General features: G+C 45.5%; 10 protein-coding genes. 4 read left to right on the top strand and 6 right to left on the bottom strand.

Features of this window, described 5'->3' with window-relative positions; translation table 11 throughout:
• Positions 1-125 precede the first annotated feature (125 nt).
• Genes rarD through JFC06_RS00210 form a run of 3 tightly spaced genes read left to right on the top strand, consistent with a single transcriptional unit; the run spans position 126 to position 2,088 of the window.
• Complete coding sequence (gene rarD / locus JFC06_RS00200) at positions 126-1,088, top strand: EamA family transporter RarD (RefSeq protein ID WP_198333519.1); 963 nt, start codon at positions 126-128, stop codon at positions 1,086-1,088.
• 51 nt (positions 1,089-1,139) lie between these two features.
• Positions 1,140-1,565: a dihydroneopterin aldolase gene (folB, locus tag JFC06_RS00205; RefSeq protein ID WP_198333520.1), complete on the top strand. Its 426-nt coding sequence runs from the start codon at positions 1,140-1,142 to the stop codon at positions 1,563-1,565.
• A gap of 4 nt (positions 1,566-1,569) precedes the next feature.
• Positions 1,570-2,088: a 2-amino-4-hydroxy-6-hydroxymethyldihydropteridine diphosphokinase gene (locus tag JFC06_RS00210; RefSeq protein ID WP_227670180.1), complete on the top strand. Its 519-nt coding sequence runs from the start codon at positions 1,570-1,572 to the stop codon at positions 2,086-2,088.
• 134 nt (positions 2,089-2,222) lie between these two features.
• Here the strand turns inward: JFC06_RS00210 and cysE are convergent, their stop codons facing one another.
• The 6 genes from cysE to JFC06_RS00240 all read right to left on the bottom strand — a co-directional run bounded on the left by cysE (position 2,223) and on the right by JFC06_RS00240 (position 11,708).
• Complete coding sequence (gene cysE, locus JFC06_RS00215) at positions 2,223-3,134, bottom strand: serine O-acetyltransferase (RefSeq protein ID WP_198333522.1); 912 nt, start codon at positions 3,132-3,134, stop codon at positions 2,223-2,225.
• Between the two features lie 423 nt (positions 3,135-3,557).
• On the bottom strand, positions 3,558-4,445 hold the full coding sequence (locus JFC06_RS00220; RefSeq protein WP_198333523.1) for an RNA methyltransferase: 888 nt from the start codon (positions 4,443-4,445) through the stop codon (positions 3,558-3,560).
• On the bottom strand, positions 4,446-4,823 hold the full coding sequence (locus JFC06_RS00225; RefSeq protein ID WP_193006375.1) for an Hpt domain-containing protein: 378 nt from the start codon (positions 4,821-4,823) through the stop codon (positions 4,446-4,448). It lies immediately after the preceding gene.
• Positions 4,824-4,894: 71 nt separating this feature from the next.
• The gene (dnaE, locus tag JFC06_RS00230; protein WP_198333524.1) at positions 4,895-8,608 is read right to left on the bottom strand and encodes a DNA polymerase III subunit alpha; all 3,714 of its coding nucleotides are present in this window, start codon (positions 8,606-8,608) and stop codon (positions 4,895-4,897) included.
• Positions 8,609-8,904: 296 nt separating this feature from the next.
• The gene (ggt, locus tag JFC06_RS00235; protein ID WP_198333525.1) at positions 8,905-10,845 is read right to left on the bottom strand and encodes a gamma-glutamyltransferase; all 1,941 of its coding nucleotides are present in this window, start codon (positions 10,843-10,845) and stop codon (positions 8,905-8,907) included.
• A 341-nt stretch (positions 10,846-11,186) separates the two neighbouring features.
• Entirely contained in the window at positions 11,187-11,708 is a 522-nt protein-coding gene (locus JFC06_RS00240; RefSeq protein WP_198333526.1) for a Spy/CpxP family protein refolding chaperone, read from the bottom strand.
• Between the two features lie 260 nt (positions 11,709-11,968).
• On the opposite strand from JFC06_RS00240, the gene JFC06_RS00245 reads away from it, so the two are divergent.
• A complete protein-coding gene (locus JFC06_RS00245) occupies positions 11,969-12,655 on the top strand; it encodes a response regulator transcription factor (protein WP_198333527.1) in 687 nt (228 codons plus the stop codon).
• Positions 12,656-12,682 lie beyond the last annotated feature (27 nt).

The raw sequence follows: 12,682 nt of genomic DNA on the forward strand, positions 1-12,682 counted from the left end.
TTGCTTTTTAACTTGTGTCCTACTTGTAGTAACCCTGTGTTTTTGCGGTTCACCTAAAAATATAATCATAACTAGGCGACCATGCGCGAGAATACGCTTTGCTCTAAATGAAGTTGTACTGACTTATGACTACTCAAAACGTCGTCAAAAAACCGGCTGTCCCTATTAAAACGACCAGACGTGGCATCGTAACCGCGCTGATTGCTTTTTTTATCTGGGGCGGTTTTCCGTTATATTTTAAACAGTTGGCTGCCTATGATGCAACCGAGATCATTGGCCACCGTATTGTCTGGACATTCATGTGCTTACTTATCGTGTTGGTGGTCACCAAACGCTGGGGGTGGGTCGATACCCTAAAGAAAAACCCAAGATGGATCGCGTTTTCTTTTATATCGGGTTTGATTATCGCAACGAATTGGCTCACGTATGTATGGGCGGTCAATCATGACCGTATACTTGAAGCCAGCTTGGGGTATTTTATTGGGCCGTTGGTGGGCGTGGCCTTATCAATGATTTTATTCAAAGAGCGCTTGCGACCTTTGCAATGGATCGCCATTGGTTTTGCGCTACTCTCTGTGGTTATCCAAGTGGTGATGATTGGTAGTCTGCCTTGGATATCGCTCATCTTGGCTTTTAGCTTTAGCACTTATGGTACGATTCAACGGCAAACGCCTCTGACGGCTGTCGACGCCATGTTTGTTGAAACAACGATGTTGGTGCCAATTTGTCTGTGGTGGTTTTGGCAGGCAGATGTGGTCAGTAGTCAGCTGCGCTTTTGGTTCAGTCCAAACATTTGGCTACTGATGATTGCAGGTCCTATTACCTTGATACCGTTGTTACTGTTCAATAAATCGACCAAACTGGTGGCCTATAGTATTTTAAGTTTTATGAACTATCTGACCCCGACCTTTATTTTCTTCTTAGCGGTGTTTTATTATAACGAGCATTTCGATTTACATCGTTTGGCGGTGTTTGGGTTGATTTGGTTGGGTCTGCTCTTGTTCAGCATTGATTTGTGGCGCCATCGTCCCAGTAAAGTATTAAAAGCTGAGCGTCTACGTGAAGAGGCGTTGCAGCAAGTTAAATAAAAACCTTCCACTAAAAATGTGAATTAAAAATTAGCAAACAAGGATGACAGCATGTTTCATACCCAATCTGACGTAGTATTTATAAAAGGTTTAAAAGTAGAGGCGGTGATTGGCGTGTATGAGTGGGAACGCGCGATCACTCAGCCATTATTGATCGACATCGCGCTTGAGACCGATATCAGCCGTGCCGCTAAATCGGATGATGTCACTGATGCGCTGAACTATAAGGCGGTCTGTGATGATGTGAGCGAGTGGTGCCAAGCCATTAAAGCGAAGCTACTTGAGCATTTGGCTGGACAAATCGCAGACAAATTGCTGACTAAATATGCCAGTCACAAAGTCACGTTAAGTATTGCCAAGCCGACTGCCATTCAGCAAGCGGATGCGGTTGGTGTGCAAATCACTCGTCATGCCGCCGCTTCCTCTGATGAGCCTGCGGTGAACCACGCTGATAACCATCAATCTAACGATGTATAAAAAGTTGGCTGACTTGAATTTTGAGAAGTTAGAAAAGCGTGCGCCCGAAGCGTTGCAGGCGCAAACGTTGACGGCTGTCGTATTGGCTTTGGGGAGTAATTATCACGCTGAGACGTATTTACCGATCGTGCGCGAGCATCTAGCAGCGTTAGGTGAAATGCAGCTATCTAGCGCTTTTCAAAATCCGGATTTTACAGCGACTCTTGCGCTGCCAAAACCTGACTATACCAATCAGTGTGTCTATCTGTCTCTAAAATCGTCCACAACGTTGCAAAAGCTACAGCAAGTGCTAAAACAATTTGAATGTGATTGTCATAGGCAACGCTCAACAGAACGGTCGCTGCCTATAAAAAAAGTCACCATGGATATTGATATACTGCTCGTGAATGTGGGTCTTTCCAAAAATAGCCTAAGCAAAAATGAGACATCTAAGTGGGTAGTGATGTCAGATCGTTACCCATTCAAAGCGCATGAAAAAACTGGCATCAAGGAGTTGATAACGACTGGTTTTTTAGGCAGTTAAAAGACCATTCAAACGAGAAAGCTGTTATCAACAATATTGCGTATTTTTCTTACTGAAGTCTGAGCAGAACATGTAACCTAACTGACTTCCTTCTCTCCAAAATGGGGGAAGGAAGCTGAAGACTGGTAGAAGTTTTACTTTAATGTCGCGTCGGCTTCATCTGCCTCAGCACGACCAATGACATCTAAGTCTTCTAAGCAGAGCTTATCGTATTCTTTTTTGCAAAAATCAGGATCGAGTTGGCACATCGCGGCTTGTAGCTGATCTAGACGATTTTCTGATTGTTGAATGTGCTCGAGCATTTTAGCAAACGCTTCTGCGACAGGGTCTTGTGAAGAGGGATCAATACCATAAGCCTGAAAAGCGGTGGTGCGTGCTGTGCTGGCATTTGAGTTTTTAGTCTGGTTTGTATTTGCGGTACCGGCCTGTGCTACTTTTTCTTGCTGCTTGGCATCTTGTACTTTGGTGGTGAGGGGATTGCCTTTTTCATCATGATGGTCTGAGATCATACGGGCTGCACTACCGACCATGGTGGCGCCTGCTGGGACAGGTTTGACCACCACCGCATTTGAGCCTATTTTTGCGTTTTTACCGACGGTAAATGGACCCAAAACTTTTGCACCCGCACCAACTGTGACACCATCTTCTAGCGTTGGATGGCGTTTGCCATTATTCCAAGAGACCCCGCCCAACGTCACACCATGATACAACGTGACGTCATTACCAATCTCAGCGGTTTCACCAATGACGACGCCGACACCGTGGTCAATAAAAAAGCGCTTGCCAATTTTTGCGGCAGGGTGAATCTCGATACCAGTCATGATGCGTGAGCCGTATGAGACAACACGTGCTGCCAGCTTTTGTTCGTTATTCCAAAGACAATGCGCCCCGCGATGTAAGATAAGCGCATGAATGCCAGGGTAGGTCAGTATGACCTCCAGGCTATTACGTGCCGCAGGGTCACGGTTGAACACCGCATCAATGTCTTCTTTGAGCTCTTTTTTGATACAAGTAAGCGATTTGAACAATTTGGATGGCAGTGACATAAAGCGTCCTATCTATTCGTCGGTAAAGTGTCGTTTCTAAAAAATCTTACAGCTTTCTCTTAATTTATCACTATTATCTTTTAATGTTAGTGAAATTTTATTTCTGCTTGTGCTGTTCCAGTTATAGCAGCTTTGCACTACAAAATATAGTGATGAGCCATCAAAAAAAATTGCCGATAAACGAATATCAGTTTATTAGGGCGTGTCCTCATTTTAAAAATGGTGATAAATTGCAGTCAAACAGCGGCAAAATTTAGCCATTTTTAGTCCAGTTAGATGACTATCGATTGATTGAGGACACGCCCTAGCATCAATTTTAGTGGTCAGAATACTACTAATAGGCTGTCAAAACCTCATGCTAGCTGCACTATATTGCTTTTAAAGTATTTTAACTATGGTTGGCTTTAAGATTAAATCGGCTGCCTAGTCTTTTGAGATTTTAGCAATCACAGCACTTAACAGCTGGTACTCTTTTTGGTCAAGCTGTAATCGCGAGCCCAGTCTGGAGAGTCTCGACGGCAATGATTTTAAGTGCTCGCTGTCTGCTAAACCGCGCTGAACCATCAGCTCGGTCATACGCTGAGTAAGCTGTTGCAGCTGCTGCTGGGTAATGGCTGGCTCATCCCATTGCTGACGTATATGGACGTCTACTGTTGGTTGAGCTGTTGTGCTCAAGTTGTTATCTAGGTTGTTGTTGGACGTTTGAGCATGTGTCTGCGCGTAAGCAAAGATAAAGCTGGCAATGACTTGTACGGCTGAGGCGACATTGAGAACTGGATAGGCTGGGTTGGCATCGATTTGAATGTGATAGTCTGCGTAAGCCAATTCTTCATTGGTCAAGCCACGATCTTCACGACCAAATAAGATGGCAATATTTGGTTTGCTTGAGGACGGAGCGCTTGCATTGTCATTGGCTGTATCGAGAGTGGACTGCTTATCGATAAAATCAAACATAATCTTGGCCGCTTGCGTTGGTGTCACCACAGGACGTGGTAAATGACGACTACGACTACTGGCCGCAAACACAAGCTGACAGTCCGCTAACGCAGACTCTAAGGTAGGTACTATCATTGCGGATGACAACAAATCACTACCACCGGCAGCATGAGAAACACTGGTGTCATCAATCGGTCGCTTAGGGTCAACGACCGTCAAACGTGATAAACCCATGGTATGCATGGCACGCGCGGCCGAACCAATGTTGGCGGGCAATGTTGTGTTAACCATGACCACTTGCACACAAGCAAGATAGTCACTCACACTATAAGCTTGGGGTGCTGAGGCGGTAGATGATGAATAATCGTTACTCATTTATTGTCCCAAACGTTGATTTATTTCTTGTTCAGCACGTTGTAGTGCTACTGCGATGTCTTCAATAAGTGCAGTTTGCTCACTGATGCGGTGTTCACAACATAGTTTTTGTAATTGACTGCTAAGGTTCACCAGTTGCGTGGTACCCAAGTTGGCGCTCGCGCCTTTTAGGGCATGGGCAATTTCAAAACCGTTGGTATTGTCGTTTTCTTGCTGCGCGATTCGTAGGGACGCGACTCGCTGTTGACTGTCAGTCATATACACTTGTATCAAATCAGCAAAATCTTCTTCTAGCAAGTCACGCATATCTTCAAATTGCTCATGATTAACAATTTCCTCAGTCTGATTAGTCACCGTGTTACGTGGGATGTCAACCATAGTTTTATATCCAGTTTTTGAAAGTTAAAGTAATAAAGTCGCCATGACAGATTTTTTGCGGTAAAAAAGCCTTAGTTGTAATGAAAGTGTAAGTTATCTTCACTCACCATGCTCTTTAACTGCTGTAAGTTGTCGTCGTTAGGATAGATGCGCCAATGCTCAGATAGACCAACATTTGCGATACCAAACGCCTCATAAATGCTGAGCCCAAGTGGCAGACAGTTATCATTAATGGACGTATCGGTATTACTCAACGCGTTATTGGCATAGCTACTGCCATTTTGCAGCGCATCTTGACTCATATCATTTTCTAAAGCCAATAAATCATTACCATCTTCATCGTACAAGCTGCCACCCATAGCAGGATCATAAACGCTATTGTTACTATGGCCACCTTGCTCGTCCTGCTCACTGTTATACGCTAAGCGCGGGGCAGGTATGATGTCTGCTTGTGCTGACTTGAGTAAAGGTTGCAAGCGTGTGAGCAAGTTAACGTCGCTACCATGAACTTTTATACTGATTTTTTTGAGCCAACGCAAGCGTGCGTCAACCATACTCATGGCACTATCAAGTCGCGCAAATAAACGTCCATCACGCTCACGAATGCTGCCTTTAATAATAACCACTTCATCGACTTTTAGCTGCTCTTTGACGCGGTTAAAGCGCTCCGCATAGCAGCTAACTTCAAGACGAGACGTACCATCATCCAAGGTAATCACATTGCGATTACCAAAATTGGCAATATCGATAATAAGGCCTGCAAAATAGCAGCTGCCGTTATAGCCGGTATCAGTGAGTTTATCTAGCCGCGTGCCTGACGTAAAACGTTTTAGCTCATCCAAATACTCATTGATAGGGTGTCCGGTCAGGTATAGTCCCAAGGTGTTTTTTTCAGCCTTTAGACGATGCTTATCACCCCAAATGAGCTCTGGCGTCATTACCAATGGTGGCGCGGCGACCACGCCATCCATCTCACCAAACAAATCCATCATACCGATCTCGCGGTTTTGGCGGTCTTGTTCAGCGGCTTGCACAGCACTCGGCAACTGACTCATCAATGCACCGCGGATCTCGTAAGCCGCGTCTGCTGGCAAGTCAGGTCGTAGTGTCGCTGCAAAGTCGTCAAAACAGCCTGCGCTTACTAAGGCTTCAAGCGTGCGTTTGTTGACTTTTTTGATGTCTACTCGGCGACAAAAGTCATATAAGTCTTTAAAAGGGCCATCCGTGCGACGGGCTTCCACAATGGACTCTACCGCCCCTTCACCAACGCCTTTAATAGCCCCAAGTCCATAAATAATGTTGGTCGGGGTGTCAGCAACGAAATGCCACTCACTACGGTTAACCGATGGATTCACCACGGACAACCCAAAGTTTTCACGGCAGTCGTTGATAAAGAAGACGACATTGTCGGTGTTGTTCATATCAGACGTTAGGACAGCTGCCATAAACTCAGCAGGGTAGTACTGTTTTAGATATGCCGTCTGATAAGCCAAAACGCCGTAAGCTGCCGAGTGCGAGCGGTTAAAACCGTAACCGGCGAACTTCTCCATCAAGTCAAAGACGCCGCCTGAGGTGACTTCATCAATGCCTTGGGAGGTCGCACCTGTCACAAAAATATTACGCTGTTTGGCCATCTCTTCGGGTTTTTTCTTACCCATGGCGCGGCGTAACATATCTGCCCCGCCTAAGCTATAGCCTGCCATCACTTGCGAGATCTGCATGACTTGCTCTTGATACACAATCACGCCGTTGGTGTTTTCTAAAATTGGCTCAAGATTGGGATGATCATAAATGACTTCTTCGCGGCCGTGTTTACGGTCGATATACATCTCTACCATGCCCGCATCGAGCGGGCCTGGACGATAGAGCGCACACATAGCGATCACATCTTCGATATTGGTCGGTTGTAATTTGGCTAAGTATTTTTTCATACCCATGCTTTCTAACTGAAAGACGGCCGTGGTTTTAGCGTCTTGCAATAGCTTATAAGCTTTGGTGTCATCTAATGGCAAATCTTCTAATACCAAGGCATCAACGCCTTCTTTAGCGCGGCGTAGATTGATGTTTTCCACCGCCGCGTTAATGACGGTTAAATTACGCAACCCTAAAAAGTCAAACTTCACCAGTCCTACCGCTTCGACATCGTCTTTATCAAACTGACTGACGCGATGACCGTCATCATCACAGTAAATGGCGCTAAAATCAGTGATTTTATGCGGTGCGATCAGGACGCCACCAGCGTGTTTACCGACATTGCGACACACCCCTTCAAGTTTAATCGCCATCTCCCAAATCTCAAGGGCGTCTTCATAGTCCATGTTGTCAGGATTGGAGATTAAGTCTTTAAGCTGTGGTTCTTGCTCAAGTGCTTGGCTTAGCGTGATACCGGGTGTCTTAGGGATCAGCTTAGATATTTTATTGGCAAGGAAGTATGACTTGCTTTGTACGCGCGCCACATCGCGCACCACCGCTTTTGCTGCCATCGTACCAAAGGTGATGATCTGTGAAACCGCGTCACGACCATAAGTTTGCGCCACATAATCAATGACTCGATCACGACCTTCAATACAAAAGTCGATATCAAAATCAGGCATGGAGACACGCTCAGGATTTAAGAAACGCTCAAACAACAGATCATAATGGATAGGGTCAAGGTCAGTAATGTTCAAAGCGTAGGCAACGAGTGATCCTGCACCAGAGCCACGACCAGGACCTACGGGTACGCCATTGGCTTTTGCCCAGCGGATAAAGTCCATAACGATGAGGAAGTAGCCAGGGAAGCCCATCGATAGGATGATGTTCAATTCATACTCTAGGCGTTCGTCATATCTTTGACGAAAGTCACCCCAGTTGTCACGACGCTCGGCAACAGGGAAGAGCTTGTCTAAGCGCTGTTCAAGGCCGCGCTGGGACTCTGCGCGAAAAAACGACTCAATCGTTTCACCCTCAGGTACTGGAAAGTCAGGCAATACATTAATGCCAAGCGTTAAGGTCACATTACAGCGTGTGGCTAACCGTAAGGTATTGTCAATAACCTGAGGAAGATCCTCAAATAACTGTGCCATTTGATCTTGAGTTTTAAGGTACTGTTCATCTGAGTAGGTTTGCGGGCGATTTGGATCAGCCAATACATAGGAGCCTGCAATACAGACACGGGCTTCATGCGCATCAAAATCATCTTGTTCTAAAAACCGCACATCATTGTGGGCAATGATAGGAATGGCGTGTTTGGCCCCTGAGTGAATAGCAGCTTTAATAAACGCGTCTTCCCCTGAGCGATTGGTCCGCTTGATGGCAAAATATAAGCGATCGTCAAATTGCGCTTGCCATTCAGCGAGCAACTCATCGGCTTTTTCTGGCATAGAGCTGACTAAGGCCTGACCCACGTCTGATTTTTCAGCGAGCAGTACGATCACACCTGCTGCATGCTCTAAAATATGGCTGCGCTTAATGACCGGCGTGCCATGATTGACAGGGTCAGCGCGTCCTTCGGTAAACCCAAGCGAGACGATACGGGTAATATTTTGATAGCCCTCGTTGTTCATCGCAAGCAGGGTTAACCTTGTGTCTTCATTATCCATGATGACTTCACTGCCGATAATCGGTTTGATACCAGCGCCTAGGCAGGCACGATAAAACTTCACCGTCGCATAAAGGTTGGATAAGTCAGTCAACGCAAGCGCGCGTTGATTGTCAGCCGCGGCGGCTTTGACCAGCGGCTTAATACGTACGATAGAATCGGTGATGGAATATTCGCTGTGAATACCAAGGTGTACAAATGCCATAGAGGACTCTTACGGATACGAGCAAAAAAGAGGCTAATAATAAAATAAAGCTATTATTATCAATGTTTTATTAAGAAAAAATGAGACAAATAATACAGTGAAAGTTGTATGTATTCGTTTTAAATTAGGTCGGTAATAATACCATTATTTGCCGTAGACGGCCACTCATTCAAGGGGTTTAATCTAAGTGAGGATAGTGTTTACGCTCTTTGGACAATACACAAAGGAAGATTAAAAACCCTCTATACTATAAAGTAGAGAGGGCTTCACAACTGATAGTTAAAGACAGGGTTAAATCAATATCCAACCACCGCCGCATCGACAATACGTGGATCAGAAGATCCATAAACGCCATTCGGGGTGATCATAATCGACTGCGTGGAGCCCATCGCGGCTTTTGGGCTAATCGTATGCCCCATTGATTCTAGTTTTTTGATGGTATCTACATTGAGCGCTTTTTCGATACGAATCTCATCGGGCAACCATTGGTCATGAATGCGCGGTGCGTGAGTCGCCTCGGCGATATTCATATCATGGTCGATGACATTTGAGAGGATTTGGGTGACCGTAGTAATGATGCGGCTACCACCTGGGCTACCAGTGACGATATAGGGCTTGCTGTCTTTGAAGACCAGCGTTGGACTCATAGAGGATAGCGGACGCTTATTGGCTTCAACGGCATTTGCCTCACCCCCTAGTAGGCCGTAACCGTTCGGCACACCCGGCTTGGCAGAGAAATCGTCCATTTCATTATTCAATAAAATACCTGTCCCCTCAGCGACCAGACCCATGCCGTAAGAGAAGTTTAGCGTATATGTATTCGCTATCGCATTGCCATCCTTGTCGACAATAGAAAAGTGTGTGGTCTGATCACTCTCATACGGGAGTGGATTGTTGGCCTTAATTGTCGATGCTGGCGTGGCTTTGTTTGGATCAATCAAACTTCGTAACTTATCAGCGTAAGCTTGTGACGTTAAACCGCTGGCAGGGACATCGATAAAATCAGAATCTCCTAAGTATTCAGCACGATCCGCATATGCCAACTGCATGGCCTCCGCCATTAAGTGAATGGCTTGGGCGCTGTTTTGTCCGTAGTCTTTTAGCGGATAGCCTTCTAAAATATTTAAGATTTGGACGATATGAATACCGCCAGAGGAGGGCGGCGGCATAGAGACAATCTCATAGCCACGGTAGTCGCCTTTTACAGGCTCGCGAGCGATGGCTTCATAGTTGGACAAATCCTGTAAGCTCATCCGCCCGCCCGCGTCATTGACTGCTTTTACCAATTTACTGGCCGTTTCACCTTTATAAAATCCATCGGCTCCTTTGGCAGCGATCAGCTTGAGTGAACGAGCAAGCTCCGGTTGCGTCAAGCGCTCGCCCGGCTGATAGGCGCTGCCGTCAGCTTTAAAAAACACCTTCTTGGTACTTGGCCACTTTTGTAAGCGCTCGCTTAATGCCGTGAGTGATTCAGACAAGCCAGCAGTGACTTCGATACCATCCTCTGCCAATGCTATCGCTGGTGCCATGACTTGCTCGCGGCTCATTGTGCCGTGATCTTCTAGCGCTTTGAGCAGTCCTGCGACTGTACCCGGTACGCCAACGGCGAGACCATGATAACGAGATAAATCACTAACGGCATTGCCATCACTATCCAGATACATATCGCGAGAGGCGCTACTTGGGGCTTTTTCACGATAATCGAGTGCCACGGTTTTGTCCTGCTTGGCATCATAAATCATCATAAAACCACCACCGCCAATGTTACCTGCACGTGGTAAGGTAACGGCAAGCGCAAAGCCAACAGCGACCCCAGCATCCACAGCATTACCGCCGTCTTTTAAAATCTGAAGCCCGATATCAGAGGCCAGCGCTTCTTGGGTGGCGACCATGCCATTCTTTGCCCATACTGGATGATGAATGGCATCTTCAGAGTAAATAGCTTGGTCACTATTAGCATTGTTGGCAGTTTTAGCCGTAGATTTAAGGGTGCTGGTTTTTGCTCGGGTGATGCGTTTGGTTTCAGACAGGACGGTTGGATGATCAGCCATGATGGCTAAGTTGATCGCACTGGTATTGATGCTGGTGGTGTTGACTGAAGTGGTTGGATCTGCCGCATGCGCGGAGACAGACAAAAATAGCGTACTACTGATAAATAAGATACTGGATGTTAGGAGTGTGTTAATTTTTGGTTTATTTTGCTGAGCCGTTTGACGATAAGAAAGTGATTGTGACATCGCAAAGTCCTTTTTACGTGAGTGGGAATGTAAGCTTACAAGAAGTTGAGCTCATCAAGTGACAAAGAGATAAAGGTATCTGAATAGTAGCGAAAATAGGGAGTGGGAGAAAGGTGTTTATGGCAATTTACTTTTTATCTTGTTCAGACTGCGAGTATTGTTACAGCTGCTAGAAGCCATTTGGTATCATTTTGGTGCCATTGATTGAGTACACAATGAGCGGGTGGGTGTATGGTGGTAGACGAAAAAAAGTGCACCGTTTATACGATGCACTTTTTGATTTGATGACACTTAGACTATAAGACATGACGCATGAATGTCATTCTGTCTTTAACGATGATTTACATACCTTGGTGCTGTTTACCATGCATTTTACGCTGTTCTGAGCCTTTATGACCTTTAGCCATTTTTTCAGCTTTTAATTTGGCCATTTTTTCGCGCTGCTCAGGCGTCAAGACTTGAGAGATGGCGTGTTGCATTTGTATACGTTCGATAAAGCGCTGTTTTGCTTTAGCTGCTTGCTGATCGGCCAAACGATTGACAGCAGCGTCGTTTAGCGTGCTTGCAGTGGTCAACGTTTGCACCTGCTGGTGCATTTGCGCACGCTCTGCTTTGTGTTGGGCGCGATCGGTTTTATAGTCACCATGTTTTGCTTCTATGATGGCTTTGATTTGTGCTTGCTGCGTCGCTGTCAGATCCAGCTGGGACATGGGGCCTCTCATACCGCCTTTTTTCATCCCATCTTTATGCTGCATTTTGCTGGTTTTGGGCGCTGTGTCAGTGGTTGCATTGACGCTAGTACACGCAGTCACGGTAAATACGCTAGATACGGCTAGTACTGAGCCCAATAGTAGTTTTTTCATGATGATATCCCTTATTTAACTTAATTTTATATGGAGTGGTTAAATGAACAGTAAAGTCTTATTTGACCAGTATCAGCTTTTCAGCTTTTTTTTAGGACGATAGATAAGTGCCATATTTACTGTTGATAGTGGCTATCTTACGACAGTTAAAGGTTACGAACATTTATGAAATATTAAGAAAGGTAACGTTTATGGCGTATTGATCAGCACATGCCTGATAATATGAGCGATAAAGCTAGGTAACGCTGAAGGAGACAGACGTGCCAAATATACTGTTAGGCGACGATGATGAAGAGTTGACTCAGTTATTACAAGAGTATTTGCACAATCATGGTGTGACATGCGATTGCGTCCACGATGGAGAAGCCGTGATTCAGAAACTTAAGACGGCGAATAGTAAGGTTGTGACTTATGACTTGCTGGTACTTGATATTATGATGCCAAAAATCGATGGACTGAGTGTGCTACGTCAATTACCAAGTATCAGTGATATCCCCGTGATCATGCTGACGGCAAAAGGGGAGGAGATTGATCGTATCATTGGTTTAGAGCTTGGCGCTGATGATTATATTACCAAGCCCTGCAATCCTAGAGAGCTACTGGCGCGCATCAATGCAGTGATTAAACGTACTAATGTGGCTGCATCGGAGCACATGCCTTTACCTGAAAGTCGCTTACAACTTGATCAAAATCAGCGAGTTTGCCAGATAGATGGCACAGAGTTACAAGTGACTGGTACCGAGTTTGATCTGTTGGTCGCGCTGCTTAAACAAAAGGGTGAGGTCGTCAGTAAGACGTGGCTGTCAGAGCATGTTTTGCAGCGTGAATTGCAGCCGTTTGATCGAAGTCTTGATGTTCATGTTTCGCGTCTGCGTAAAAAACTACAACCTTTTCACGATGAACCGATCAAAGCGGTTCGTGGGAAAGGGTATCAGTTGGTACTTTAATGATGGATTCAATGATGAAAGCGCCTA

Origin of the sequence: Psychrobacter namhaensis, from assembly GCF_016107545.1 — a bacterium.
In the GTDB taxonomy this organism is placed as follows: domain Bacteria; phylum Pseudomonadota; class Gammaproteobacteria; order Pseudomonadales; family Moraxellaceae; genus Psychrobacter; species Psychrobacter namhaensis.

Excerpts from the sequence above, each read along its gene's own strand:
- cysE (WP_198333522.1), bottom strand. The coding sequence starts at position 3,134 with ATGTCACTGCCATCCAAATTGTTCAAATCGCTTACTTGTATCAAAAAA.
- ggt (WP_198333525.1), bottom strand. The coding sequence starts at position 10,845 with ATGTCACAATCACTTTCTTATCGTCAAACGGCTCAGCAAAATAAACCA.
- JFC06_RS00220 (WP_198333523.1), bottom strand. The coding sequence starts at position 4,445 with ATGAGTAACGATTATTCATCATCTACCGCCTCAGCACCCCAAGCTTAT.
- folB (WP_198333520.1), top strand. The coding sequence starts at position 1,140 with ATGTTTCATACCCAATCTGACGTAGTATTTATAAAAGGTTTAAAAGTA.
- dnaE (WP_198333524.1), bottom strand. The coding sequence starts at position 8,608 with ATGGCATTTGTACACCTTGGTATTCACAGCGAATATTCCATCACCGAT.
- rarD (WP_198333519.1), top strand. The coding sequence starts at position 126 with ATGACTACTCAAAACGTCGTCAAAAAACCGGCTGTCCCTATTAAAACG.
- JFC06_RS00225 (WP_193006375.1), bottom strand. The coding sequence starts at position 4,823 with ATGGTTGACATCCCACGTAACACGGTGACTAATCAGACTGAGGAAATT.
- JFC06_RS00240 (WP_198333526.1), bottom strand. The coding sequence starts at position 11,708 with ATGAAAAAACTACTATTGGGCTCAGTACTAGCCGTATCTAGCGTATTT.